General features: G+C 72.6%; 27 protein-coding genes and 2 riboswitches. Of the genes, 12 read left to right on the top strand and 15 right to left on the bottom strand.

The features are described 5' to 3' along the window. Window positions 1-41: 41 nt before the first annotated feature. A riboswitch (cobalamin riboswitch) is annotated at window positions 42-113 on the bottom strand. 112 nt (window positions 114-225) lie between these two features. Beyond that, window positions 226-1,614: an FAD-binding oxidoreductase gene (locus Q0444_RS10805; RefSeq protein WP_291080854.1), complete on the top strand. Its 1,389-nt coding sequence runs from the start codon at window positions 226-228 to the stop codon at window positions 1,612-1,614. A gap of 18 nt (window positions 1,615-1,632) precedes the next feature. Here Q0444_RS10805 and Q0444_RS10810 read toward each other — a convergent pair whose 3' ends face one another. The 5 genes from Q0444_RS10810 to Q0444_RS10830 are packed head-to-tail and all read right to left on the bottom strand — an operon-like array spanning window position 1,633 to window position 5,486. Beyond that, complete coding sequence (locus Q0444_RS10810; protein ID WP_299023224.1) at window positions 1,633-2,340, bottom strand: metal-dependent transcriptional regulator; 708 nt, start codon at window positions 2,338-2,340, stop codon at window positions 1,633-1,635. Beyond that, on the bottom strand, window positions 2,337-3,206 hold the full coding sequence (locus Q0444_RS10815) for a metal ABC transporter permease (protein ID WP_291083214.1): 870 nt from the start codon (window positions 3,204-3,206) through the stop codon (window positions 2,337-2,339). Before Q0444_RS10815 ends, Q0444_RS10810 begins: the two co-directional genes overlap by 4 nt. After that, window positions 3,203-4,003: a metal ABC transporter ATP-binding protein gene (locus Q0444_RS10820; RefSeq protein WP_291083211.1), complete on the bottom strand. Its 801-nt coding sequence runs from the start codon at window positions 4,001-4,003 to the stop codon at window positions 3,203-3,205. Before Q0444_RS10820 ends, Q0444_RS10815 begins: the two co-directional genes overlap by 4 nt. Continuing rightward, window positions 4,000-4,980, bottom strand: a complete 981-nt coding sequence (locus tag Q0444_RS10825; protein ID WP_299023225.1) for a metal ABC transporter solute-binding protein, Zn/Mn family — start codon at window positions 4,978-4,980, stop codon at window positions 4,000-4,002. The genes Q0444_RS10820 and Q0444_RS10825 overlap by 4 nt, the downstream gene beginning before the upstream one ends. Window positions 4,981-4,994: 14 nt before the next feature. Continuing rightward, window positions 4,995-5,486 carry a tRNA (cytidine(34)-2'-O)-methyltransferase gene (locus tag Q0444_RS10830; protein ID WP_291083205.1) on the bottom strand — a complete coding sequence of 164 codons (492 nt, stop codon included), beginning with the start codon at window positions 5,484-5,486 and terminating at the stop codon, window positions 4,995-4,997. Between the two features lie 59 nt (window positions 5,487-5,545). Between Q0444_RS10830 and Q0444_RS10835 the strand changes: the two genes are divergently transcribed. Together Q0444_RS10835 and Q0444_RS10840 are read left to right on the top strand one after the other, a co-directional pair. Continuing rightward, entirely contained in the window at window positions 5,546-6,403 is an 858-nt protein-coding gene (locus Q0444_RS10835; RefSeq protein WP_291083201.1) for a bifunctional methylenetetrahydrofolate dehydrogenase/methenyltetrahydrofolate cyclohydrolase, read from the top strand. Between the two features lie 7 nt (window positions 6,404-6,410). Then, entirely contained in the window at window positions 6,411-6,758 is a 348-nt protein-coding gene (locus Q0444_RS10840; protein WP_291083198.1) for a DUF3017 domain-containing protein, read from the top strand. Window positions 6,759-6,771: 13 nt separating this feature from the next. Here the strand turns inward: Q0444_RS10840 and Q0444_RS10845 are convergent, their stop codons facing one another. Genes Q0444_RS10845 through Q0444_RS10855 form a run of 3 tightly spaced genes read right to left on the bottom strand, consistent with a single transcriptional unit; the run spans window position 6,772 to window position 9,721 of the window. Next, window positions 6,772-7,209: a hypothetical protein gene (locus Q0444_RS10845; protein WP_299023226.1), complete on the bottom strand. Its 438-nt coding sequence runs from the start codon at window positions 7,207-7,209 to the stop codon at window positions 6,772-6,774. Then, the gene (locus Q0444_RS10850; RefSeq protein ID WP_299023227.1) at window positions 7,206-8,372 is read right to left on the bottom strand and encodes a homoserine O-acetyltransferase; all 1,167 of its coding nucleotides are present in this window, start codon (window positions 8,370-8,372) and stop codon (window positions 7,206-7,208) included. Before Q0444_RS10850 ends, Q0444_RS10845 begins: the two co-directional genes overlap by 4 nt. A 14-nt stretch (window positions 8,373-8,386) precedes the next feature. Beyond that, a complete protein-coding gene (locus Q0444_RS10855) occupies window positions 8,387-9,721 on the bottom strand; it encodes an O-acetylhomoserine aminocarboxypropyltransferase/cysteine synthase family protein (protein ID WP_299023228.1) in 1,335 nt (444 codons plus the stop codon). A gap of 52 nt (window positions 9,722-9,773) precedes the next feature. Further along, window positions 9,774-9,890, bottom strand: a riboswitch (SAM riboswitch). 158 nt (window positions 9,891-10,048) lie between these two features. Between Q0444_RS10855 and Q0444_RS10860 the strand changes: the two genes are divergently transcribed. The 3 genes from Q0444_RS10860 to Q0444_RS10870 all read left to right on the top strand — a co-directional run bounded on the left by Q0444_RS10860 (window position 10,049) and on the right by Q0444_RS10870 (window position 13,489). Beyond that, window positions 10,049-11,266, top strand: coding sequence for an NADP-dependent isocitrate dehydrogenase (locus tag Q0444_RS10860; RefSeq protein WP_299023229.1), 1,218 nt, complete (start codon window positions 10,049-10,051; stop codon window positions 11,264-11,266). A 115-nt stretch (window positions 11,267-11,381) separates the two neighbouring features. Next, on the top strand, window positions 11,382-12,254 hold the full coding sequence (locus tag Q0444_RS10865; RefSeq protein WP_291079893.1) for a bile acid:sodium symporter family protein: 873 nt from the start codon (window positions 11,382-11,384) through the stop codon (window positions 12,252-12,254). Between the two features lie 80 nt (window positions 12,255-12,334). Then, on the top strand, window positions 12,335-13,489 hold the full coding sequence (locus Q0444_RS10870; protein ID WP_299023230.1) for an MFS transporter: 1,155 nt from the start codon (window positions 12,335-12,337) through the stop codon (window positions 13,487-13,489). Here Q0444_RS10870 and Q0444_RS10875 read toward each other — a convergent pair. Beyond that, window positions 13,486-13,812 carry a type II toxin-antitoxin system PemK/MazF family toxin gene (locus Q0444_RS10875; protein ID WP_291079897.1) on the bottom strand — a complete coding sequence of 109 codons (327 nt, stop codon included), beginning with the start codon at window positions 13,810-13,812 and terminating at the stop codon, window positions 13,486-13,488. The two genes, Q0444_RS10870 and Q0444_RS10875, sit on opposite strands and share 4 nt — an antisense overlap. 3 nt (window positions 13,813-13,815) lie before the next feature. Further along, the gene (locus tag Q0444_RS10880) at window positions 13,816-14,022 is read right to left on the bottom strand and encodes an antitoxin MazE-like protein (RefSeq protein ID WP_291079899.1); all 207 of its coding nucleotides are present in this window, start codon (window positions 14,020-14,022) and stop codon (window positions 13,816-13,818) included. Between the two features lie 87 nt (window positions 14,023-14,109). On the opposite strand from Q0444_RS10880, the gene Q0444_RS10885 reads away from it, so the two are divergent. Genes Q0444_RS10885 through trpS form a run of 5 tightly spaced genes read left to right on the top strand, consistent with a single transcriptional unit; the run spans window position 14,110 to window position 17,549 of the window. Beyond that, window positions 14,110-14,955, top strand: coding sequence for an exodeoxyribonuclease III (locus Q0444_RS10885; RefSeq protein WP_291079901.1), 846 nt, complete (start codon window positions 14,110-14,112; stop codon window positions 14,953-14,955). A 24-nt stretch (window positions 14,956-14,979) separates the two neighbouring features. Next, entirely contained in the window at window positions 14,980-15,462 is a 483-nt protein-coding gene (locus Q0444_RS10890) for a ribonuclease domain-containing protein (RefSeq protein ID WP_299023231.1), read from the top strand. 23 nt (window positions 15,463-15,485) lie between these two features. Beyond that, window positions 15,486-15,932 carry a barstar family protein gene (locus Q0444_RS10895; RefSeq protein ID WP_291079905.1) on the top strand — a complete coding sequence of 149 codons (447 nt, stop codon included), beginning with the start codon at window positions 15,486-15,488 and terminating at the stop codon, window positions 15,930-15,932. Between the two features lie 52 nt (window positions 15,933-15,984). Then, window positions 15,985-16,458 (top strand): PPOX class F420-dependent oxidoreductase, encoded by a 474-nt coding sequence (locus Q0444_RS10900; protein WP_291079907.1) that lies wholly within the window; start codon window positions 15,985-15,987, stop codon window positions 16,456-16,458. 44 nt (window positions 16,459-16,502) lie between these two features. Continuing rightward, window positions 16,503-17,549: a tryptophan--tRNA ligase gene (trpS, locus tag Q0444_RS10905; protein WP_291079909.1), complete on the top strand. Its 1,047-nt coding sequence runs from the start codon at window positions 16,503-16,505 to the stop codon at window positions 17,547-17,549. Between the two features lie 13 nt (window positions 17,550-17,562). Here trpS and Q0444_RS10910 read toward each other — a convergent pair whose 3' ends face one another. From Q0444_RS10910 to Q0444_RS10925, 4 genes are all read right to left on the bottom strand, one after another. Then, on the bottom strand, window positions 17,563-18,513 hold the full coding sequence (locus tag Q0444_RS10910) for a ribonuclease HI family protein (protein ID WP_291079911.1): 951 nt from the start codon (window positions 18,511-18,513) through the stop codon (window positions 17,563-17,565). An 88-nt stretch (window positions 18,514-18,601) separates the two neighbouring features. Beyond that, window positions 18,602-18,844, bottom strand: coding sequence for a hypothetical protein (locus tag Q0444_RS10915; protein ID WP_291079931.1), 243 nt, complete (start codon window positions 18,842-18,844; stop codon window positions 18,602-18,604). Window positions 18,845-18,888: 44 nt separating this feature from the next. Next, window positions 18,889-20,070: an acyl-CoA desaturase gene (locus Q0444_RS10920; protein WP_291079913.1), complete on the bottom strand. Its 1,182-nt coding sequence runs from the start codon at window positions 20,068-20,070 to the stop codon at window positions 18,889-18,891. A 48-nt stretch (window positions 20,071-20,118) separates the two neighbouring features. Further along, window positions 20,119-21,204, bottom strand: coding sequence for a flavin reductase family protein (locus Q0444_RS10925; protein ID WP_291079915.1), 1,086 nt, complete (start codon window positions 21,202-21,204; stop codon window positions 20,119-20,121). A gap of 252 nt (window positions 21,205-21,456) precedes the next feature. On the opposite strand from Q0444_RS10925, the gene Q0444_RS10930 reads away from it, so the two are divergent. Further along, entirely contained in the window at window positions 21,457-22,056 is a 600-nt protein-coding gene (locus tag Q0444_RS10930) for a TetR/AcrR family transcriptional regulator (protein WP_291079917.1), read from the top strand. A 42-nt stretch (window positions 22,057-22,098) separates the two neighbouring features. Here the strand turns inward: Q0444_RS10930 and Q0444_RS10935 are convergent, their stop codons facing one another. After that, complete coding sequence (locus tag Q0444_RS10935; protein WP_291079919.1) at window positions 22,099-23,565, bottom strand: D-alanyl-D-alanine carboxypeptidase family protein; 1,467 nt, start codon at window positions 23,563-23,565, stop codon at window positions 22,099-22,101. Window positions 23,566-23,780: the final 215 nt, after the last annotated feature.

Consider the following 23,780-nt stretch of genomic DNA (forward strand, 5'->3'; position numbering starts at 1 on the left):
ACCGTGTCATCCGACGGTGTGGAGCCGAAACGTCGTTCCTCGGGCATTCCGACTCGTCGCGTCGAGCGCGACCTACGGTTGCGGGCCAGTGCCGGGTTTTGACCGGCTTCCCCCGATGGAGAACGTGCGGCGTGGCCTGATGGCCACATCCGGAGAGTAGATCATGGCGGGGCGCGGCGGCCGGGCAGGTCTCGGCCGCCGGCGATCCGGCGTACGTTCGGTGCCATGAGCGACCCCTCCGCCGGAGCGTCCCCGACCGCCCTCGACGACCTGCGCGCCCGCCTCGGCGGCGCGAGCGTGGTCACCGACCCCGACGTGCTCCAGGGCTACCGCCAGGACTGGGCCAAGGCGCCCGACCCGGGAATGCCGCTGGCGGTGGTGAGGGCCCGCACCACGGAGGACGTCCAGGAGGTCATGCGCTGGGCGAGCGAGCACGGCGTCCCGGTGGTGCCCCGCGGCGCGGGCTCCGGCCTGTCCGGGGGCGCAACGGCCGTAGAGAGCGGGATCGTGCTCTCCACCGAGCTCATGCGCGACGTCGTCGTCGACCCCGTCACCCGCACCGCGACCGTCCAGCCTGGGCTGCTCAACGCCGAGGTCAAGCGCGCCGTCGCCGAGCACGGGCTCTGGTACCCGCCGGATCCGTCGTCGTACGAGATCTGCTCGATCGGCGGCAACATCGCCACCAACGCCGGCGGCCTGTGCTGCGTGAAATACGGGGTGACCACCGACTACGTGCTCGGGCTGACGGTGGTGCTGGCCGACGGCACCGCGGTCCGGCTCGGCGGCGCCAGGCTCAAGGACACCGCCGGGCTGAGCCTGACCAAGCTGTTCGTCGGAAGCGAGGGCACGCTCGGCATCGTCACCGAGATCATCCTCCGGCTCCTGCCGGAGCAGCCCCCGCGCTCCACCGTCGTGGGCATCTTCCCCGACGTGGTGGCGTGCAGCGAGGCGGTGCTCGCGATCACGCGCCGGATCCGCCCGGCGATGCTCGAGTTCATGGACACCGTCTCCATCCGCGCCGTCGAGGCGGACCTGCGGATGGGCCTGGACACCACCGCCGGGGCGATGCTGCTGGCGCAGTCCGACCTCACCGGCGCCGACCGGCAGGCAGAGACGGAGTTCATGGCCGAGGCGTTCCGCGCGCACGGCGCCACGGAGGTCGTGTCCACCGACGACCCCGACGAGGGCGAGCAGTTCACGGTCGCGCGTCGGGCCGCGTTCACGAGCCTGGGCAAGATCGGCTCGCTGCTGCTCGAGGACGTGGGCGTCCCGCTGCCCGCCCTGCCGCGGCTGGTCGCGGGCATCGAGGAGATCTCCGCGCGGCTCGACGTCCCGATCGCGCTGGTCGCCCACGCCGGGGACGGCAACACCCACCCCATCATCGTGCTGTCCGACGACGACCCCGACCTCGCCGCCCGCGCCCAGCAGGCGTTCGGCGAGGTGATGGACCTGGCCATCTCGATGGGCGGGACGATCACCGGGGAGCACGGCGTCGGCAGGCTCAAGGCCCCGTGGCTGCCGGCCCAGCTCGGGCAGGACGTCATGGCCCTGAGCCGCCGGATCAAGGACGCGATCGACCCCCAGGGGATCCTCAACCCCGGCGCGATGTTCTAGCCCGGGCCCACGGCGGGGTCAGGCCACCTCGTCGTCGTCGTCCGCCACCACCCGGACCCGCACCGCGGCGGCGACCGGCGTCCCCACCTGCACGGTCTCCCCGCCCAGCGACACCGCGATGATCCCGAGCTCGACCTGCCGGGAGACCACCTCGACCCGCGAATCCGGCCGCAGGCCGATCTCGGCGAGGTGCCGCAGGACGGTGTTGTCGCGGTCGGACACCCGGGTCACCACCCCCGAGGCGCCCTCGGGGACGCGGTCGAGGGGGACGTCGCCGAGCGGATCGACGCGCCCGTCGCGCGTGGGGATGGGGTCGCCGTGGGGGTCGCGGCGCGGATGGCCGAGGAAGGTGTCGAGCGCGTCGACGAACCGATCCGAGACCACGTGCTCGAGGGCGTCGGCCTCGGCGTGGACCTCGTCCCACGGGTAGTCCAGGCAGCGGGCGAGGAACGTCTCGATGATCCGGTGCCGCCGCACCATCGCCACCGCGAACGACCGCCCCGCCCGGGTGAGCTCCACGGGCGCGTAGGGACGGTGGTCGGCCAGGCCCATCGCCACGAGCTTGCGGACCCCCTCGGTGACGGAGGAGGGGGACGCGCCGAGGCGGTCGGCCAGGGCGCCGGAGGTGACGGGGTCGCCGCCGGAGCCCAGGGCGTGGGCCGCCATGAGGTAGGACTGGATGGTCGGGGTGAGGTCGGCGAGGCCGCGCGGTGGATCGACGGTCATGCCGCCATCATCCCCGCCCGCCGCGCGCGGGCGCTCGCCGCGGCCCGGGGGAGGACGCCGCGCCGGGGCGCGAACAGCTGCGCGGCCGTGAAGATCGCGGCCTGGGTGAGGACCACCACCGGGCCCGGGGGGAGGTCGGCGTAGTAGCCGACGTACAGGCCGGTCACGCCCCCGACCAGGGCGACGACGACGGCGAGGACCATCGTCGACCGCATGGTGTCGGCGAGCAGCTGCGCGGTCGCGCCCGGGATGATGAGCGTGGCCACCACGAGGATCACCCCCACCGACTGCACGCCGGCCACCGTGGCCGTGGCGAGGGTGACCAGCAGGAGCGCGGTCAGGGCCCGGGTCGGCAGGCCCAGGGTGTGGGCGTGGAGCCGGTCGAAGGCCAGCATGATGAGGTCGCGCCGGAAGGCCAGCAGCACGGTCACGGTGAACGCCGACACCACCAGGACCTGGACGAGGTCGGAGTCGCGGATGCCGAGCACGCTCCCGAAGAGGATCGAGTGCAGGTCCCGCTGGCTGGGGAACCGTGCGATCAGGACCAGGCCCAGGGAGAACAGGGCGGTGAACACGATCCCCATCGCCGTGTCCTCACGCACCGTGCCGCCCTCCCGGACCGCCCCTATGAGCGCGACCGCGACCAGGGCGGCGACGAGCGCCCCGACCGCGAACGGGATGCCGGTCATGGACGCGATCACCACGCCGGGAAGCACGGCGTGGGACACGGCGTCGCCCATGAGGGACCACCCCATGTGGACCAGCCAGCAGCTCAGCAGCGCACCCGCCACTCCGGAGGCGGTCACCACCAGCAGGGCCCGGCGCATGAACTCGTAGCCCATCGGCTCGACGAGCAGGTCGATCATGACAGCGCCCCCTCGGTGGCCGCCGGACGGTCGGCGGGGTCGGGCAGACGCGCCCCGAGGAGCGTCGACAGGATCTGCGGGGTGGTGGTCTCGGCGACCGGGCCGTGGGCGATCAGGCACCCGTTGAGCAGGGCCACCGAGTCGGCGAGCCGGTCGACGGTGGCCAGGTGGTGGGTGGAGACCACCGCGGTCCGCCCGGAGGCGGCCAGCTCGCGCAGGACGTCGACGTAGACCTCCTCGCTGCCGGCGTCCATGCCGTTGAACGGCTCGTCGAGCAGGAGCAACGCCGCCTCCTGGGCGAGGCAGCGGGCCAGGAGGACGCGTCGCCGTTGCCCGCCGGAGAGCTCGCCGACGCGGCGACCGGCGACGTCGGCCAGGCCGACCCGGTCCAGGGACTCGTCGACGGCCAGCCGGTCGAGCGCGGAGGGTCGGCGCCAGGGCCCGGTGAAGCGTCGACGCCCCTGCATCACCACCTCCGCCGCGGTGACGGGGAAGCGCTCGTCCAGGGCATCGGACTGGGGCACCGCGGCCACCAGCCCGGTGCGCAACGCGCGCCGCACGGGCGCGCCGAGGACGCGGACCGACCCGGTGGTCGGGGAGACCGTGCCGAGCAGGACGTTCAGCAGGGTCGACTTCCCGGAGCCGTTGGGGCCGAGCAGGACGGTGATCGCGCCGGTCGGCACGGAGAGCGAGACGGAGTCGAGGGCGCGGACCCGACCGCGGTCGACCGTCAGGTCCGTGACGACGGCGGCGGGTCCGCCCGTGGTCGGCGGGTGGGGCAGTGGCCGGTCGGTCATGACGTCAGCTCCCGGGTGATGGTCTCGAGGTCGTGGTCGAGCAGGTCCAGATAGGTGGGGACGGGGCCGGTGGGTGTGGACAGGGAGTCCACGTAGAGGAGGCCGGCGAGCCGGCTGCCGGTCTCGTCGGCGACCTGTTCCATGGCGGCCCCGGAGACGGTCGACTCGCAGAAGAGGGCGGGGATCCCGCGGTGGCGGACCTGGTCGATCAGGGCGGTGACCTGGCGCGGCAGGCCCTGGTTCTCGCTGTTGACCGGCCACAGGTACAGCTCCTCCAGGCCGAGGTCCCGGGCCAGGTACGGGAACGCGCCCTCACAGGTGACCAGGACGCGTCGGTCGGCCGGGACGGCCGCGACGGCCGCGCGCGCCCGGGTGGCCAGGCGCTCCAGGTCGGCGATGTAGCGGTCGGCGCGAGCGGCGTACTCCGGGGCTCCGTCCGGGTCGACCTCGCCGAGGGCGGTGGCGATCGTGCGGATGTAGACGGCCCCCTCGTGGGGGGACATCCAGGCGTGGGGGTTAGCGCGGCCGGTGTGGTTCCCCGAGCGCACGGGAATCGGGTCGACCTCCGCGCCGGCCACGACGTGGCGCGCGTCGGTGCCGTCGATGAACCGCAGCAGCCAGTCGTCGAGGCCGAGCCCGTTGCTCAGGACGAGGTCCGCACCCTCGACCCTCCGGAGGTCGTCGACCGTCGGTTCGTACTGGTGGACGTCCGCGCCGGGGGTCGTGACGGACTCCACCCGGACCCGCTCGCCCCCGACCCGCCGGGCCATGTCGGCGAGGATCGTGAAGGTGGTCGCCACCACCACGGGGTCCCCGGCGTGGACGGGGCGAGGCGTGCCACCCGGGTCGCGCACACCCGCGACGTCCGGGGTGCACGCGGACGCCGCCGTCGTCGTCACGAGGGCGACGGCGAGCGCGGCGGACGACGCGAGGGCACCACGGTGGATACGGGTACCGAACGGCCTAAATTTCGGCATGCCGAAATTCTAAGTCATGAGGCGCCGAATCTCCTCCCGCCGGCGTACCCCTGTTGCCGCCACGCCTCGTAGACCACCACCGCGGCGGCGTTGGACAGGTTCATGGACCGGCGGCCCGGCAGCATGGGGATCCGCACCCGGGCCGTCACCCGCTCGTCGGCCAGCACCTCCGCCGCGAGGCCGGTGGGCTCGGGGCCGAACAACACCACGTCGCCGGGGGCGAACCGCACCTCCGGGAGGTCCAGCTCGGCGTGCGCGGTGAAGGCCCACACCCGCGCCGGGAGCAGCCTGGCGTAGGCGGCCTCGAGATCCACGTGGACCTCCACGTGGGCGAGATCGTGGTAGTCGAGGCCGGCGCGGCGGAGCTGGGGTTCGGACAGGTCGAAGCCCAGCGGACCCGCCAGGTGCAGCTCGCATCCCGCGCCCGCCGCCATCCGGATCGCGTTGCCGGTGTTGGGTGGGATGCGGGGACGGTCGAACAGCACTCTCACGCCACTTCCGGTCATGGGGCCATTCTCGCAATGCCCTACCGCCGACGCCGAGGGGGAGTGGGATACTGGCGGTCGTGACCGCGATCAAGCTGGACGGCAAGCTCACCCGCGACGAGATCGTCGCCGACCTCACCACCCGCGTGGCAGCGCTGCGGGACAAGGGCATCACCCCGGGACTGGGTACGGTCCTCGTTGGCGACGACCCGGGGAGCCACTCCTACGTCAAGATGAAGCACCGCGACTGCGAGGAGGTCGGCATCGCCTCGATCCGCCGGGACCTGCCCGCGGACACCACCCAGGCGGAGCTCGAGGCGGTGATCGACGAGCTCAACGCCGACCCCGCGTGCACCGGCTACATCGTCCAGCTGCCGCTGCCCGCGCACCTGGACGAGAACGCGATCCTCGAACGGATCGACCCGGCCAAGGACGCCGACGGTCTGCACCCGGTCAACCTCGGCAAGCTGGTGCTCAACGAGCCCGCGCCGCTGCCGTGCACGCCCAACGGGTCCATCCACCTGCTCCGCCGCTTCGGGGTGGAGCTCGACGGGGCGCACGTCGTGGTGATCGGCCGGGGACTCACCGTGGGCCGTCCGATCGGGCTGATGCTCACCCGACGCAGCGAGAACGCCACCGTCACCCTGTGCCACACCGGCACCCGGGACCTGGCGGCCGAGACCCGGCGCGCCGACGTGATCGTGGCCGCCGCCGGCGTCGCCCACATGCTCACCCCGGACATGGTCAAGCCCGGCGCCGCCGTGCTCGACGTGGGCGTGTCCCGGGTCGACGGCAAGCTCGCCGGCGACGTCCACCCGGACGTGTGGGAGGTCGCGGGGGCGGTCTCGCCCAACCCGGGCGGGGTGGGGCCGCTCACCCGGGCGTTCCTGCTGGCCAACGTGGTCGAGCGCTGCGAGCGGCTCGCCGCCGACGCCTGAGGCGCGGATGACCCACCCCGCCCCCGGACGGCCCCTGCCGACCGATCACCGCCCCGGCCGCACGCGACCGGCGCGGTTGACGTGGGCGCAGATCCGGGCCCAGTGGCCCCTCGCGCTGGTCCTGGCCGGGCTGGCGGTGGCGTTGGGCTTCGTCCTGTTCGAGAGGTGGCGGCGCGGGGCCTTCCTCCTGGGGCTCGTGGCGTTGGGCGCGGCCGCCCTGCGCGCGGTGGTGCCCGCCGAACGCGCGCGGCTGCTCGGGGTGCGGGGCAAGGGGTTCGACGTGGCGTTCTACATCGCGGTGGGGGTCGTGGTCCTGTGGCTCGCGACGTCGATCGACGCGCTCGGGACGGGCTGAGTCGGCCCCGGGCTCAGCGCAACCGCAGGGGGACGCCCTCCCGGACGTGGTCGCGGACGCCGTCCGACAGGAGCAGCGAGCCCATCGCCACCAGGGCCAGCATCGAGAGCACGGTGCCGACCACCGAGAGGAACGAGATGCTGTCCAGCACCATCCGCGCGAGCGAACTCGCCGCGAGCAGGAGGACGGCCACCCCGATGACCACCCGGGCCGCACGGTGGGCGCGCCACAGCAGCGCGGCACCGACGATGAGCAGGACCCCCAACACGAACGACGACGCGGCGGACACCGCCAGCGGCCCGAACCCGGCGGTGTCGCGGCCGCCGCTCGCCGTGGCGGTGATCCCGAGGAACGTCGCGAACCCGATGGACACGCCGATGATCCCGAAGCCGACGGACAGCCCCCCCAGTCCGAGCGCCGCCGGCCGCGGCGTGCGGGCGTCGTCGGTCACGAGTGCCCCCGCGTCCGGTCCGGGGTGCCCTGCGCCGCGAGCTCCAGCGTCCGTTCGAGCATGGGGCCCACCACCTCGGACTCGGTGAGGAATCCGTCGTGCCCGGCCGGGCTGTCGATCACGACGAGCGGGTCCGCGGCGGGCAGCAGCGCGGCCAGCTCCTCCTGCTGACGCAGCGGGTAGAGCCGGTCCGTGGTGACCCCGCCGATCACGCACGGCACCGGGCAGGACCGCAGGGCCTCGTCCACGCCACCGCGGCCCAGGCCCACGTCGTGACGGTTGAGGGCGTCGGTGAGCAGGACGTAGGTGCACGCGTCGAAGCGCGAGACGAGCTTGCCCGCCTGGTGGTCGAGGTAGGACTGGACGGCGAACCGCCCCGACATGGACAGGTCCTCCCCGCGCGGGTCCTCGCCGGGCTGCGGGCGGTTGGCAAAGCGCTCGTCCAGCTCCCGCTCGCCGCGGTAGGACAGGTGCGCGATCCGCCGGGCGATGCCCAGTCCGGTCACCGGGGTGCGGCCGGTGCCGTGGTAGCCGCCCTGCTGCCAGTGCGGGTCGGACGTGATGGCCATGATCTGCGCCGTCTGGACGCCGATCTGGTCGGCCGAGGCGCGGGCGCCGACCGCGAGGACGCACCCCGCGCCCACGCGGTCCGGATGGGAGACCATCCACTCGAGCGCCCTGGCCCCGCCCATCGAGCCGCCGATCACCGCGGCCCAGCGCTCGACGCCCAGGAGGTCGGCCAGCACCCGCTCGGCCTCGACCATGTCCCGGACGGCGACGGCGGGGAAGCGGGCCCCCCAGTAGTGGCCGTCCGGGTGGAGGGAGCTCGGACCCGTCGACCCCCGGCACCCCCCGAGGGCGGTGACGGGCAGGATGGAGTAACGATCGGTGTCCAGCGGCAGCCCGGGCCCGACGAGCCCGTTCCACCAGCCGGGGGTCGGGTGCAGCGAGTCGACGGTCCCCACCACGTGCGAGTCGCCGGTGAGGGCGTGCTCGACCAGCACGATGTTGGACAGGTCGTCCGCGATCCGGCCCCACCTCTGCACCGCGAGGGTCACCCCCGGGAGGACCACACCCGTGACCAGCGTGAGATCGCCGAGGGCGACGTGGCCGAGGGTGCCGTCGCCCGGGGGTAACAGCGCGCGCGGATCGGTGGGGCGCATCAGGCGGACCGGCGTCAGGAGATCGCGGCGAACCCGAGTTCGAGGTCGCCGATGATGTCGTCGATGGCCTCGATGCCCACGGAGAGGCGGATGGTCGCGCTCGTGACGCCCGCGATCGCGTTGGCCTCCGGGGTTCCCTGCGAATGGGTGGTGGTGAAGGGGTGGCACACGAGCGAGCGGACGTCGCCGATGTTGACCAGGCAGGAGTGCAGCTTGAGCGCGTCGATGAACTTCCACGCCTGGGCCTTGATGTCCTCCTCCGACGCGCCCTCCGCCGCGGCGAGGTCGAACGTCACGATCGCGCCGGCGCCCTTGGGGGACAGCGTCTTCTGCAGCGCGTTGTAAGGCGAGGAGGCCAGGCCGGCGTACTGGACCTTGGCCACGTCCGCGCGGGCCTCCAGCCATTCGGCGACCGCCTGGGCGTTGGCCACGTGGCGCTCGACCCGCAGGCTCAGCGTGTCGATGCCCTGCGCGAGCGTCCACGCGTTGAACGGCGACGCCGCGGCGCCCGTGTCCCGCAGGAGGGTGACGCGGGCCTTGAGGGCGAGCGCGGGCGCCCCGAGGTCGGCGTAGACCAGGCCGTGGTACGCGGGGTCGGGGGTGGTGAAGGACGGGAAGACGTCCTCGCCGTCGCGCTGCACGCGCCAGTCGAACCTGCCGCCGTCGACCAGGACGCCGCCCAGGGAGGACCCGTGGCCGCCGAGGTACTTGGTGGCGGAGGACACCACCACGTCGGCACCCAGCTCGAGCGGACGGATGAGGTACGGGGTGGCCACCGTGTTGTCCACCACGAGCGGCACCTGGTTGGCGTGGGCGACCTCGGCGATGGCCGGGATGTCCAGGATGTCGTTGAGCGGGTTGGAGATGGACTCCGCGTAGAACAGCTTGGTGTTGGGCCGGACCGCGGCCTGCCAGGAGGCGGGATCGTCCGGGTTCTCCACGAAGGTGGTCTCGATGCCGTACTTGGGCAGGGTGTGCCGGAGGAGGGTGTCGGTACCGCCGTAGAGGCGGGGGGAGGCCACCACGTGGCCGCCCGACTGGGCGATCGCCTGGATGGCGGCGGTCTCCGCCGCCTGCCCCGACGCGAACAGCAGGCCGGCGACGCCGCCCTCGAGGGAGGCGATGCGGTCCTCGACCGCCGCGACCGTCGGGTTGGTGATACGGGTGTAGATGGGGCCCATCTCGGCGAGGGCGAACCTCGCGGCGGCCTGCTCGGCGTCGGCGAAGACGAACGAGGTGGTCTGGTAGATCGGCAGGTTGCGGGCGCCGGTATCGGAGTCGATGGGCTGCCCCGCGTGGATCTGGCGGGTCTCGAAGGCCCAGTCTGCGTTGCTGTTGTCGTACGTCATAGGGGCGGAGCCCCTCCTCTCGTCAGAAGGGTCCGGCCGCATCACGACAGCGGACCCGCGCTTGCCTGGTCACCCGGACGGGTGTCGGCCAGGTCGTCTCCCGGGGCACCCCACCGCGGTGGAGGGTTGCCGTCCAGCAAGCCGGGGCTTGATGCTGGAACTCATGACCTGGGGAGAGGTTAGCCTAAGTCCTCGGGCCGCTGCAACGAGGGGTGTCGGGGCGCAGCGGCCTCGTCCGGGCCGCCCGTGTCAGTAAGATGAGACCCACGTCACGATGCGCTGCCGACAACGCCGACCCGACGAGGGTGCGCGCGGGAAGAGGGTCCGATGTCGAAGATCAAGGTCGAGGGGACCGTCGTCGAGCTCGACGGCGACGAGATGACCCGCATCATCTGGAAGTTCATCAAGGACGAGCTCATCAACCCGTACCTCGACGTGGACCTCGAGTACTACGACCTGGGCATCGAGAACCGGGACGCGACCGACGACCAGGTCACCGTCGACGCGGCGGAGGCCATCAAGAAGCACGGCGTGGGCGTCAAGTGCGCCACCATCACCCCGGACGAGGCCCGCATGGAGGAGTTCGGGCTCAAGCGGATGTACCGCTCGCCCAACGGCACCATCCGCAACATCCTCGGCGGGACGATCTTCCGGGCGCCGATCATCATCTCCACCGTCCCGCGTCTCGTGCCGGGCTGGACCAAGCCGATCATCGTCGGCCGCCACGCCTTCGGCGACCAGTACCGGGCCACGGACTTCAAGGTCCCCGGGGCGGGCAGGGTCACCATCACCTACACGCCGGCCGACGGGTCCGAGCCGATCGAGCACGAGGTGGTGGAGTTGCCGGAGGACGGCGGCGTGGTGATGGGCATGTACAACTTCACCAAGTCCATCGAGGACTTCGCGCGCGCCTCGTTCAACTACGGGCTGGACCGCGACTACCCGGTGTACCTGTCCACCAAGAACACGATCCTCAAGGCCTACGACGGAGCGTTCAAGGACATCTTCCAGGACGTCTACGACCGCGAGTTCAAGGAGCGGTTCGAGACGGCGGGGATCAGCTACGAGCACCGCCTCATCGACGACATGGTGGCCTCCGCGCTCAAGTGGGAGGGTGGGTATGTCTGGGCCTGCAAGAACTACGACGGGGACGTGCAGTCCGACACCGTGGCCCAGGGCTTCGGCTCGCTCGGCCTCATGACCTCCGTCCTGCTCACCCCGGACGGGAAGACCTGCGAGGCCGAGGCCGCCCACGGCACCGTGACCCGCCACTTCCGCCAGCACCAGGCCGGCAAGCCCACCTCCACCAACCCGATCGCCTCGATCTTCGCGTGGACCCGCGGCCTCGAGCACCGCGGCAAGCTCGACGGCACCCCGGAGGTCATCGAGTTCGCGCACCAGCTCGAGGACGTGGTGATCAAGACCGTCGAGGACGGGCAGATGACCAAGGACCTCGCCGGCCTCGTCGGCGACGAGCAGGCCTACCTCACCACCGAGGAGTTCCTCGCGGCGCTGGACCAGAACCTGCAGAAGGCGCGCGCCTGACCCGACGCCACCACGAACCGTCCGCGCCGGTGCGAGGTGGGCTACCGTGCGTGGACAGTGGTCCACAACACTCGCGGACCGGCCGAACGACCGACCGAGCACCCGAGGAGCCCCCGTGGACCAGAGCCCACTGATCGAGATCGGCCTGCCCGTCGCGCTGGCGATCATCATGGTCGGGATCGGACTCAGCCTCACCAGGTCGGATTTCGAGGTCCAGGCCCGGTCGCCCTGGGCGACGATCGTCGGCCTGGTCGGGCAGCTCGTCCTGGTGCCGTTGGTCGGCATCGGCGTGGCCCTGCTCTTCGACCTGACGCCGCTGCTGGCCCTCGGGGTGGTGCTGGTGGCAGCCTCGCCCGGCGGCGCGACCTCGAACCTCATCACCTACCTGGCCCGGGGCAACGTCGCGCTGTCGATCATCCTCACCGCCATCGCCTCGGTCGCGGTCATCCTCACCCTGCCGCTGTGGTTCGACGTCGGCGCCCGCGTCATCCCCGGCGCCGCGGAGTTCGAGGTCTCGGTCCCGCTGGCCCAGACCTTCGGGCTGCTGCTCGGGGTGATCCTCATCCCGGTCGTCCTGGGCATGATCCTCAGGGCGAGGAGGCCCGCGCTGGCCGACCGCATCGAGCGCTTCGTGGGCCTCGTCGGACTCGTCGTGCTGGTCCTGCTGATCGTGGGCATCGTGCTCGGGGAGCGGGACCGGATCGTCGACCTCATCGTCTCCGTGGGCCCGGCGGTGATCGTGCTCAACCTCGCCCTGATCGCCGTCGGCGGGCTCGCGGCCTGGGTGTGCAGGCTCGGCCGGGCCGAGCAGATCGCGATCGCCGTGGAGATGGGCATCAAGAACACCACCCTGACCATGCTCATCGCGTTCACCGTCATCGGGATCGAGGAGGTCGGGCTCGCGGCGGCCGTGTACAGCATCGTCATGTACGTCACCACCTTCGGGTTGGTCTACGGTGGCCGTCGTCTCATGCGCACGGCAACCTGAGCCGACCGGGCCGGCGGGCGGAGCCTGCCCCCGGGGCCACGAACCCCGCCGCCGCCGCCGCCGCGCTCTCCCCGCGCCGCGTGCAGGTGGCGATCCTCGCCCTGGCGCTCGGCGGGTTCGGCATCGGCGTCACCGAGTTCGCGGCGATGGGCCTGCTACGTTCGATCGCCGATGACTTCGGGCTCACCGAGCCCCGGGCAGGACAGGTGATCACCGCCTACGCGCTCGGCGTGGTGGTGGGGGCGCCACTGCTCACGGTGTGGACGTCCCGGTGGCGGCGGCGCACCCTGCTGCTGGTGCTCATGGCCCTGTTCACCGTGGGCAACGTCGTCGCCGCCTTCGCCCCCACCGCGGGGACACTCGTCGCGGCCCGGTTCGTCGCGGGCATCCCGCACGGCGCCTACTTCGGGGTCGCCTCGCTGGTCGCGGCCTCCCTGGCCGGGCCGGGTAGACAGGCGCGGGCGGTCTCCATGGTGCTGCTCGGCCTGTCGGTCGCGAACGTGATCGGTGTCCCCGCCGCGACCTGGCTCGGGGAGGCGATGGGGTGGCAGGCCGCCTTCCTCGCAGTCGGGGTGATCGGCGCACTGACCGTGGCGGCCATCCTCGTCGTCGTCCCCGAACCCACCGGGACGGTGGTCGTGCGCGCCCGCGAGGAGCTCGCCGCGCTGGCGCGGCCCCAGGTCCTGGCCACGCTCGCCGTGGGGGCGGTGGGGTTCGGCGGCATGTTCGCGGTCTACACCTACATCCAGTGGACGATGGTCGACGTGGCCGGGATCGACCGCGCGTGGATGCCCGCGGTGCTGGCCGTCTACGGGCTCGGCATGGTGGCGGGGAACCTGGCGGGCGGGGTGGTTGCCGACCGTGACCTCGACCGGGGGCTGCTCGCGATCGCCGCGGCCATGACCGTGATCCTCGCCCTGTTCTCGGTGGCCGCGCACCACCCCGTCACCGCCGTGGTGGGCCTGTTCCTGGTGGGGAGCACCGGGTCGGCGATGGTGCCCGGGCTGCAGGCCCGGCTCATGCGCCACGCCGGCCGCGGTCAGACGCTCGCCGCCTCGCTCAACCACTCGGCGCTCAACGCGGCCAACGCGCTGGGGGCGTGGCTCGGCGGCGCGGTGATCGCCCTGGGGTTCGGGTACACCTCCCCGGCGCTCGCGGGCGCGGGCCTGGCGGCGGTCGGCCTGGGGATCCTGGTGGCGGCGGTGTCAGGGCCACGCCGGCACCGTCATCCCTAGTCCGCCATGCCGAGGAAGACGATCATGCTTCGTTCCAACGCCCGGAGATGCTCCGGCTCCAGCGTGCCGATCCGTTCCCGCACCCGATCTCGAGGGGCGGCGGTGAGCTTGTCCACCATGAGCCTCGACGTCTGGACGAGACCGTTGTGCGGGGACGGCTCGACCACGGGCCGGAAGAGCGGCGCCTCGGTCGGATCAGTCGTCAACGGACACACCACCACCGAGGCCGTGGCGTCGAATCGGTCATCCTGCACGATGACCACCGGGCGGGGTTTGCCCGCGTAACCGGGTCCCGACGCGACCCAGATCTCTCCTCGCCGCACCTGTCAGTCGTCGTCCCAGTCCGAGGCCAGCGACTCGATGAAGCTCTGATCCGAGGACTCCTGTGCACTCGCCGCGACCGCTGCCGACTGCTTGTGGGCCTCGGCGCTGAAGCCCGGCCACGTCACGTCGGGGACCCAGATCTGAATCGGCCGTAGTCCCTGCGCGCGGAGGCGCTCGCGGTGTCGACGAACCCGGTCCGTGGTACTCACGGTGGTCATGTTACATGTAACGGTCATCGGCGCGGGGGTGCTGCTCCGAGGCCGTCTCCGGAGGTCGCGGTGGCTACGATGACGGCCGTGAGCCTCACCGTCAGCACCGTCAACGTCAACGGGATCCGCGCCGCCGTCAAGCAGCGCTCGGAGACCAACCTGGGGTTCCTGCCCTGGCTGGAGAGCAGCGGGGCGGACGTGGTCGCCCTCCAGGAGGTCCGCGCCGACGAGGACCAGGCCCGCGCGGCGCTGGCCCCCGCGCTCGACTCCGGGTGGCATCTCATCGGTTCGGCCTCGTCGCTCAAGGGGCGGGCCGGCGTGGCGATCCTGTCCCGGCACGAGCCGGCGGAGGTCCGCATCGGCCACGGCGACCCGGAGTTCGACGAGTCCGGCCGCTACATCGAGGCCGTCTACCCGGGCGCGATCGAGGGGGAGACCGTCACCGTCGCCAGCCTCTACCTGCCCTCGGGCACCGCGGACACGCCCAAGCAGGACGAGAAGGACCGCTTCCTGGCGAGCTTCCGGGAGCACCTGGCCGAGGCCGCGGCGGTCGTCGGCGCCCGGGCCGGCCACGAGATGATCATCTGCGGCGACTGGAACATCGCTCACCGCGAGGCCGACCTGAAGAACCACAAGGGCAACCACAAGACCTCCGGCTTCCTGCCCCACGAGCGCGACTGGATGACCGACGTGCTCTCGGGGGACAGCGGCTGGCACGACGTCGTCCGCCACCGCCGCCCCGACGAGGTCGGCCCGTACTCGTGGTGGTCCCAGCGCGGCAAGGCCTTCGACAACGACGCCGGCTGGCGGATCGACTACCACGTGGTGTCCGACGGCCTGGTCCATCGCGCGGTCCACGACCGGGTGGACCGCGCGGGCGCCTACGACCTGCGGTGGTCCGACCACGCGCCGGTCACGGTCGTCTACGAGTGAGGCGGCCGTCGTGAGGAGACGTCGATGAGCGGCGCCGTGAAGGCGGTCCTGGCCCTGGTCGCGGGGGTGATCCTGACCTTCGCTGTGGTCTCGTACACCGGCGGCGGGACCGGGGACGCCGGACCCGGGAGCGTGGGGGACGGGGGGACGACGACGAGCTCGGCGACCTCGTCCGGCCCCGCTCGGGACGAGTCGTCCGATCCGCCGGACACGGCCTGGTCGGCGGCCGTTCCGGCGCACGTCCTGGACACGCTCGCCCTGATCGACGCAGGGGACTGGCCCGACGCCGCCGACGCCCCCGGCACCCGGGGAGGCGACCGCTTCGGCAACCGCGAGCGCCTGCTCCCGCGGGCGGCCGCGGACGGATCTCCCGTGGCCTACCGCGAGTGGGACGTCAACCCCAAGCCGCGGGGCGGCGGCCGGGACGCCGAGCGGATCGTCACCGGCAGCGACGGGTCGGCCTGGTACACCGCCGACCACTACTCCTCGTTCGTCCGGATCCGGTGAACCCGGCCAGGGAAGGATTCCCGATGCTCGACTTCCACGCGCTCGCCTCCGAGGCCCGCACCGCGGCGTCCTCCGCCTTCGAGGTCACCGGTCCGCTGCCCGAGGTGCCCGCCGACCTCGCGCCGGTGGCCGGAGTCCGACGGCTGAGCGGCACCAGGATGGCGGACCTGGACGCGCTGTACGACGAGACGTCGGCGGCGCTGCAGTTCCCCGACTACTTCGGCCGCAACCTCGACGCGCTTGACGAGTGTCTCCGTGACCTCGACCTCCCCGAGTCGCCAGGCGGAACCGTGATCCTCGTGGTGACCGACGCCGCCGCCATGCTGGAGGCCGAACCGGGTCGTCGGGAGTGGTTCGGTGAGGCCGTCGCCGACGCGAACGAGGTCCGCGCCGGGCGGGGGACGGGTCCCCTCGTCGTCGTCTACTCCGTTCCTCCCGGCACCGACCCCGGGGACCGCTGGTGGCGCTGAGCCGACGCCCGTGTGCCGAGCCGGATCGATTCCGGGCCGTACCCTCGGGCCCATGACCACGTTCGCCACCGCCGACCGTCCCGACCGCGCCGGGCTCGAGGAGTTCCTCCGCCCCCGCCACCGCGCCGTGCTGATCACCCGGCGGGGGTCCGGTGGGCTCCAGAGCTCGCCCGTGACCTGCGGGATCGACGAGGCGGGCCGCCTGGTGGTGGCGACCTATCCGCAGCGGGCGAAGGTGGCCAACATCCGCCGCGACCCGGCCGTGAGCGTGTGCGTGCTCTCCGACGAGTTCACCGGCCCGTACGTGCACCTGGACGGCGCGGCGGAGATCGTGGACCTGCCCGAGGCGGTCGAGCCGCTGGTCGAGTACTTCCGCTCGGTGGCGGGCGAGCACAGTGACTGGGACGAGTACCGCGCGGCGATGGTCCGGCAGGGCAAGTGCCTCATCCGGGTGACGATCGACCGCTGGGGCCCGGTCGCCACCGGCGGCTTCCCGCCGGAGCAGGGCCGGCCCGACCGCGGATGAGGTGGTGAACGGCGGCGCCCCGGCCCCGTGGGAGAATGGACGCCATGTCTGAGCAGCCCTCCACCGCAGCGCCCGCCACACGCCAGCGGGTCCTGTCCGGCATCCAGCCCACCGCCGACTCCTACCACCTCGGCAACTACCTGGGCGCGGTGCGGCAGTGGGTGGACCTGCAGGACGGCTACGACGCCTACTACTTCATCCCCGACCTGCACGCGATCACGGTCAGGCAGGACCCCAAGGAGCTGCGCGAGCGGGTCTTCCGCGGCTGCGCGCAGCTGCTCGCGCTGGGCGTGGACCCCGCCCGCTCGGTGCTGTTCGTGCAGTCCCACGTGCCCGAGCACGCCGAGCTGGCCTGGGTGCTGGGGTGCATCACCGGGTACGGCGAGGCCGCCCGGATGACGCAGTTCAAGGACAAGGCCGCCAAGCAGGGCACCGAGGGCACCACCGTGGGGTTGTTCACCTACCCGGTGCTCATGGCCGCCGACATCCTGCTCTACCGCCCGCACCTGGTCCCGGTGGGGGAGGACCAGCGCCAGCACCTCGAGCTCACCCGCGACCTGGCGATGCGGTTCAACTCCCGCTACACGAAGACCTTCGTGGTGCCCGAGGGCAAGATCCTCGAGGGCTCGGCCAAGATCTACGACCTGCAGGAGCCGACGGCCAAGATGAGCAAGTCGGGGGACAACCCCAAGGGCATCGTCAACCTGCTCGACGACCCGAAGGTCTCCGCCAAGCGGATCCGCGGCGCGGTGACGGACAACGACGGCGAGATCCGCTTCGACCGCGAGATGAAGCCCGGCGTGTCCAATCTGCTGACCATCCAGTCCTCGTTCACCGGACGCCCGGTGGCGGACATCGTGGCCGACTACCAGGCGGCCGGGGCGGGATACGGCGCCCTGAAGACCGACACGGCCGATGCCCTCGAGGCCTTCGTCACCCCGCTGCGGGGCCGGTTCGACGAGTACATGTCCGACCGGGCCGAGCTCGAGCGGATCCTCGCCGACGGCGCGGAGCGCGCCCGGGCCGTGGCCGGTCCGGTGCTCTCGCAGGTCTACGCGGCGGTCGGGTTCACCGCCCCCCGCCGCGGCTGAGGCGCCGCGCGCCTCAGGGCTCGCGGGTGCCCTGTTGGAAGGTCTGGCGCCACGATCCGCCGGAGCGGACCCACACCGAGCTGCGCAGGATCGAGCCGCCGTCGGCGCGCTCCCGCCACACCAGCAGGACGGCGTCGGCGCCCACCTCGCGCGCCTCGATGATGTCCATCGTCCGCTCAGCGTGAACCACGTCGGGTGAGTCGGCGGAGTCCAGACGCTCCTGCCGCGTCCGGACCTCGCCGCGGGCGCACACGTGACTCCACGACGGGTCCAGGAGGGCGGAGAGTGCCGCGCGGTCGCCGCGGACCGCGTCGGTGAGCAGCGACCGCTCGAGCCCCACCACCTGGTCCACGGCGGAGCCGGACGGGCGGGCCGGGCCCGGATCGGCGGGGCCGTCCATCGAGAACAGATCCGGTTCGGCCGCCGCGGCCGCCGCGGGTCGACGACCTCCGTCGGCGGCCGGGGGAGCGGCGGGATCGTCACCGGCGCCGACGCCCCTGGAGTCGGGGAAACCGGGGCCCGCCTCGGGAGCCTGCTTGGAGGCGTGGGCCCGCGCCGCCGCGTTGGCCAGCGCGTCTGCCTTCTCGTTGAGCTCGTGACCCGCGTGGCCCTTGACCCACTCGAACGTGACCTGCCGCCCGCGCATGGCCTCGTCGAGGGCCTTCATCACCTCGACGTTGAGCACGGTCTTGCCGTCGGCCTTCTTCCAGCCCTTGCGCTTCCACCCGGCCATCCACTTGGTGATGGAGTTGATGACGTACTGCGAATCGCACAGGATGTGGAGCGGCTCCGGGGAGTGCGCGGTCTGACGCAGGAGGTCCAGGACGGCGGTGAGCTCGCCCTGGTTGTTGGTGCCGCGGGACCAGCCGCCGCTGCGCCACCGGTCGTCGTCGATGTACCAGGCCCACCCGGCCGGGCCGGGGTTTCCGAGAGCGGAGCCGTCCGCGGCGGCGATGATCGTCACGACATGCGATCCTGCCATCGACACGAGCGCGGCCGCCCACCGGACCCGCGCCGTGGCGGGGGATCGGTGGGCGGCCGGAGCCGGTCGACTATCCGTACAGTTCGTCGGGCCCGATGTCGTCGAGCTCGATCTCCGGGGACCGCGTGGCCTCGTCGAGGCGCGCGGCCCGGGCGGCCTCCCGCATCTCGATGGCGTCGGTGACGAAGTCGCCGACCTCCTTGACGACCGAACCGATCGCGTCGGTGATGATCACGGCGATGCGGCCGACGAGCGAGGCGCCCGCCTGGATGCCCGCCTGGACCTGGTCCTTGTTGCGTTCGAAGTCGCCCATGGGGCTGCTCCCCTCGTCGGTGGTGTCCACGAAGGTACCCCGGCTCAGGCGGCCGGTGTGATCTTCCTGCGCTCGATGATCACGGCCGGGGTGTCCGCCGCGGTGGGAGGAAGCGGGAGCGCCAGGCGGAACATCTTGGACCACACGTTGGCGACCTGCTTCCACATCGGGCCGGTCGTGTAGGGCAGGCCGTATTCCTGGCAGAGTGCCCGCACCTCCTCGGCGATCTCCGGGTAGCGGTGCGCGGGCAGGTCGGGGAAGAGGTGGTGCTCGATCTGGTGCGACAGGTTGCCGGTGGCCAGGTGCATGAGCGGGCTGCCCGAGATGTTGGCCGAGCCGAGCATCTGACGCACGTACCACTCGCCGCGGGTCTCCTCGGCCGTCTCCTCCTGGGTGAACACCTGCGCCCCGGAGGGGAAGTGGCCGCAGAAGATCACCGAGAACGTCCACACGTTGCGGACGACGTTGGCCGTGAGGTTGCCGGCAAAGGTGAGCGGGAACAGCGGGCCGGTCAACGCCGGGTGGACGATGTAGTCCTTGGCCACCTGCCCGCGGATCTTGCGCACCCAGCCGCCGATGAGGCTCTTGACGTCCGACCACTTGCGCTTGCCCTTGAGCACGTTGTCGTACTCCAGGTCGTGCGCCATCACGCCCCACTCGAAGAGCATCATCAGGGCGAACGCGTACACGGGGTTGCCCAGCCGCAGCGGGTTCCACGGCTGCTCGTACTCCATGCGCAGCAGGCCGTACCCGATGTCGCGGTCCAGGTCGAGGATGTTGGTGTGCGTGTGGTGCATGTAGTTGTGCGAGTGGCGCCACTGGTCCGACGGGCAGACGTTGTCCCACTCGAAGCTGGAGGAGTGGAGCATGTCGTCCTGCATCCAGTCGTACTGGCCGTGCATGACGTTGTGGCCGATCTCCATGTTGTCGAGGATCTTCGACGCGCTCAGCGCGGCCACCCCGGCGAGCCAGGCCGGCGGCAGGAAGCCGAGGAACATCAACCCGCGGCCGGTCAGCTCGAGCCGGCGCTGGAGGCGGACCACGCGCAGGATGTAGTCGCGGTCGGCGGTGCCGAGGTCGGCCGCCACGCGGTCGCGGATCGCGTCGAGCTCGCGGCCGATGATCTCGACCGACTCGGCGGACAGGACGACGGGCTCGGGGGCCGAGGGGTCGGCGACCTCCGTCGGTTTCTTGGAACGGATGGCGGGGAGCTGCAGGAGAGTCATGGGGAAGGTCCTTCCGGGTGGTCCGAATGGTGCTGGGGTCAGGGCGGTCTAGAGCTCGATCTCGACGTCGCCGACGGGTGCGGAGACGCAGATCTGGACGTGGCACCCCGGTTCGGTGTCGACCACGCCGGTCCGCAGGTCCCGGGTGGCCCCGGAGACGCGGACGGCGGTGCAGGTGTGGCAGATGCCCATGCGGCATCCGTGCTTGGGGCGCAGGCCCGCGGCCTCGGCGCCCTCGAGGAGGGTGGTGCCGGCGTTGGGGGCGGAGACGCCGCTGAGGAGGTGGGTCACGGTGCCGCCGTCGCCCTCGGGGACGGGGCCGGTGGTGGCGGAGAACCGCTCGCGGAGGACGTCGGAATAGCGGTCGGCGCCGAGCGCCTCCCGCAGCCCCTCGGCGAGGCCCTCGGGTCCGCAGAGGAACACGGTCGCGTCGGCGTGCCAGGGTGCCACGGACTCGAGATGCCCGGGGGTGAGGTGCCCGGACAGGCCCGCCGGGGACGCCTCCCCGGCGGTCTCGACCACCTGCACGTCGACCCCGGCGCGCGAGAGTTCCTCGATCCGGTCGGCAAACGGGACGTCCCCGGCTCGACGGGCGTAGTGGAGCCAGGCCACGCGGCCCGGGTGCCGCTCGGCCGCGAGGGTCGAGGCGATGGAGAGCATCGGGGTGATCCCGCTCCCTCCGCTCACCAGGAGGACGTCGGCCGGCCGCTCCTCGGGCAACGCGATCTCGCCGACCGGGTCGCCCAGGAGCAGGCGCATCCCGGGGGCGGCCTCCGCCCACAGGTGCTCGGAGACGACGCCGCCCGGGTGGCGTCGGACGGCGATGGTCGCCAGCCGGTCCTCGCGGGACGCCGGGTCGACGGGCGAGTAGTGGCGGCGATGGATGACGCCGTTCACCACCACGCCGATCTGGAGCGCGGCGCCGGGCGCGGGCCGGTCGACCCCGGCGGGCAGGCGGAGCGTGAGGACGGTGACGTCCGGCACCGGCCGGTCGACCGAGACGACGGTGGCGCCGGTCGAGTCATCGGACCAGGTCACGCCCAGCGAACGGATGTAGTGCTCGACCGGGTGCGGGGTGAGCAGGGTGCGCGTGATCCTGCGCGAGAAGAGACGGTTGATGGTCGGGGCGGTCATGGGGACCTCCGGAAGGTGATGGTCGGTGTGGTCGGGCGCCGTCGGACGCGACCTCCTGCCGTGATGCGCGAACCGCGTCCGGGAAGGAGCGGCCGCGCTACGGGGGCGCGTCCATCCGGGTCGACCACCGGACGGTTTGAGTGTACATACGTTCTCTCAAATGGAAAGGGGTCTGCAGTGTCGCCCGGGCCACTGGGCGGCGGCGGGGGCGTCGACGTGCGAGGATGCGCGAAGAGCGATAGCATTACCGGCGTGTCGGCGCCCAGATCGCGAGCGGAGCAGAAGCAGCACACGCGTGCACTCATCGTGGCCGCCGGCCGGGAGGCGGTGGCCACCCGTGGGTTCGCCGGGCTCGTGGTCCGCGAGCTCGCGCGCGAGGCCGGCATCGTGCCCACCGCGTTCTACCGGCACTTCGATTCCGTGGACGCCCTGGCCTCCGAGCTCGCCGCCGGGGCCGCCGAGGCCCTCGGGATCTTCGTCGACGACCTCGCCTCCTCGACGAGCCCGGACCCCGTCACCGACTGGCCCGCCCGGGCGACCGCGGCCGCGACCCGCGACCCCCAGACCTGGTCGGTGCTCGCCCGCGGGCTGGTCGACACCGCCCACCCCGACCACCGGGTCCTCGCGGCCGCCGTCGATTCCGCCCGCCGCCGGCTGGGGATCACCCTGGGCCGGCTCGAGACGCTCTCCGGTGCGGACGGCGTGGCCGTCGACATCGCGGCCGACCTCGTCGTCGTGGTCCTCCTCAGGCTTCTCGTGGAGGTGTCTGTGGGCCACGACGCCCGCGCGGCCGCCGACGACTGCTCCGGACGCCTGCGGGTGATCCTCGCGGGCGCCGGCACCGTCTCCTGAGCCGTCCCGTCCCGCCCCGGCCCGCCGCGGGGGGACGGGCGGTCAGCGCCGCGAGCGGACCGCCAGCGCGGCACCGGCCAGCACGACCAGCCCGGCCACCCCGACCGCCGTCCACGGGCCGACGCGCTCGAGCGCCGAGGCGCCCGCGACGGTCGCGGAGCCCTGCCCGGCCGAGCCCTGACCGACAGAGCCCTGACCGACAGAGCCCTGACCGACCGAGCCCTGACCGACCGAGCCCAGCGGGCCGGAGGCGAGGTTCTCGGTCGCGTCCTCGGGGGAGGCCGGCCCGCCGGTCCCCAACCGCCCCACCGAGTCGTCCGTGGCGAATCCCGCGTCGAGGAGCGCCGCCGCCTGCTGCCACGGCGCCTCGGGCACGCGCGTGCCGTCGAGTAACACCACCGCGAGCCGACGCCCGTCGCGCTCGGCCGCCCCGATGAACGTGTGCCGGGCGTCGTCCGTGAAACCGGTTTTGCCGCCGATCGCGCCCGGATAGTTGTAGAGCAGCTGATTGTCGTTGGACACCACGAATCCGGGGTTGACCACCACGCCGTCCGGCCGGACGGTCGGGCCCGTGTACGCGGACGCCGCCGCGGGATCCGGGGCCCCCGCGCCCTCGCCCGCGGGATAACCGGGGAACCCGGACTGCTCCGTGCCCACGATCCGGGCGAACTCCGGTCGGCTCATCGCATCGCGGAAGATCAGGGACATGTCGTATGCCGAGGACATCATGCCCGGCGCGTCGAGCCCGTTCACCGAGGCCGCGTACGTGCCCTGGGCCCCGAGCGCGGCGGCGTGGGCGTTCATCGCCTCGAGCGTCGCGTCGATCCCGCCCATCCGGTGCGCCAACACCACGGCCGCGTCGTTCCCCGAGGACATGAGCAGCCCCCGGAGCAGCCTGTCGACCGAGTATTTGCCCCCCGGGCCGATGCCCACCAGGCTGCCCTCGGCACCCTCGAGGTCCGCGTCGGTGACCTCGATGATCCGGTCCGCGTCGAGGGTGTCCAGCGCGACCGAGGCGAGCAGCGTCTTGATCAGGCTGGCCGGGCGGTAGCGCCCGTGCGGATCGCGGGCCGCCACGATCTCGCCGGTGTCCAGGTCGGAGATCATCCACGCGCTCGCGGTGACGGCGGGTGGGACGTCGAAGCCGTCGGGGGCCACGACCTCGCACCCGTCCAGCCCGTCGCCGCCCGCGAGGGACTCCGGAACGGGCGGAGGGGCGGGTGAGGTCCGCCCGGGGAGCGGGACCTCGGACTCGTCGACGGGCGCCGGTGGGGCGGTGCGGTACGGGCATCCGGAGAGGTCGCGGGGGGTGTCGAAGTACGACGACGAGGTGGTCGACGGCAGCACCGCGGCCGGCGGCGGCCCGCTCGACGGGAGGACGGTCGCGGGCTCGGCGGCCGCGACGGGTCCGGTGAGACCCGGTGCCGCCAGCCCGACGAGCGCGGCCACGGCCAGGCCGGCGGCGCGGTGGGCGGTCGGCGTTCCGAGCCGTCGGCGTGTGCTGGTCACGGGTCCGGAGTCTACGACCGCCCGGCCGCGCCCCGAGCGGGACCCGCCGACGTGCGCTGCCCCTCCGTCTTACGCTGCACCTCCGTCTTACGCTGCACCTCCGGCTTACGCTGCACCTATGGTCCACGGCACCAGCGCACCTCGGGCAAACGCGTACCTTCAGGCAGCGCAGGTCGAGCAGGCAGCGCAGGTCGAGCAGGCAGCGCAGGTCGAGC

The sequence above is a fragment of the uncultured Dietzia sp. genome (genome assembly GCF_937873725.1).
Taxonomy (GTDB): domain Bacteria; phylum Actinomycetota; class Actinomycetes; order Mycobacteriales; family Mycobacteriaceae; genus Dietzia.

Bases quoted from the DNA above. Each gene is read 5' to 3' on its own strand.
- Q0444_RS10805 (WP_291080854.1), top strand. From the start codon at position 226: ATGAGCGACCCCTCCGCCGGAGCGTCCCCGACCGCCCTCGACGACCTG.
- Q0444_RS10810 (WP_299023224.1), bottom strand. From the start codon at position 2,340: ATGACCGTCGATCCACCGCGCGGCCTCGCCGACCTCACCCCGACCATC.
- Q0444_RS10815 (WP_291083214.1), bottom strand. From the start codon at position 3,206: ATGATCGACCTGCTCGTCGAGCCGATGGGCTACGAGTTCATGCGCCGG.
- Q0444_RS10820 (WP_291083211.1), bottom strand. From the start codon at position 4,003: ATGACCGACCGGCCACTGCCCCACCCGCCGACCACGGGCGGACCCGCC.
- Q0444_RS10825 (WP_299023225.1), bottom strand. From the start codon at position 4,980: ATGCCGAAATTTAGGCCGTTCGGTACCCGTATCCACCGTGGTGCCCTC.
- Q0444_RS10830 (WP_291083205.1), bottom strand. From the start codon at position 5,486: ATGACCGGAAGTGGCGTGAGAGTGCTGTTCGACCGTCCCCGCATCCCA.
- Q0444_RS10840 (WP_291083198.1), top strand. From the start codon at position 6,411: ATGACCCACCCCGCCCCCGGACGGCCCCTGCCGACCGATCACCGCCCC.
- Q0444_RS10850 (WP_299023227.1), bottom strand. From the start codon at position 8,372: ATGCGCCCCACCGATCCGCGCGCGCTGTTACCCCCGGGCGACGGCACC.
- Q0444_RS10855 (WP_299023228.1), bottom strand. From the start codon at position 9,721: ATGACGTACGACAACAGCAACGCAGACTGGGCCTTCGAGACCCGCCAG.
- Q0444_RS10860 (WP_299023229.1), top strand. From the start codon at position 10,049: ATGTCGAAGATCAAGGTCGAGGGGACCGTCGTCGAGCTCGACGGCGAC.
- Q0444_RS10890 (WP_299023231.1), top strand. From the start codon at position 14,980: ATGAGCGGCGCCGTGAAGGCGGTCCTGGCCCTGGTCGCGGGGGTGATC.
- Q0444_RS10895 (WP_291079905.1), top strand. From the start codon at position 15,486: ATGCTCGACTTCCACGCGCTCGCCTCCGAGGCCCGCACCGCGGCGTCC.
- Q0444_RS10900 (WP_291079907.1), top strand. From the start codon at position 15,985: ATGACCACGTTCGCCACCGCCGACCGTCCCGACCGCGCCGGGCTCGAG.
- trpS (WP_291079909.1), top strand. From the start codon at position 16,503: ATGTCTGAGCAGCCCTCCACCGCAGCGCCCGCCACACGCCAGCGGGTC.
- Q0444_RS10915 (WP_291079931.1), bottom strand. From the start codon at position 18,844: ATGGGCGACTTCGAACGCAACAAGGACCAGGTCCAGGCGGGCATCCAG.
- Q0444_RS10920 (WP_291079913.1), bottom strand. From the start codon at position 20,070: ATGACTCTCCTGCAGCTCCCCGCCATCCGTTCCAAGAAACCGACGGAG.
- Q0444_RS10925 (WP_291079915.1), bottom strand. From the start codon at position 21,204: ATGACCGCCCCGACCATCAACCGTCTCTTCTCGCGCAGGATCACGCGC.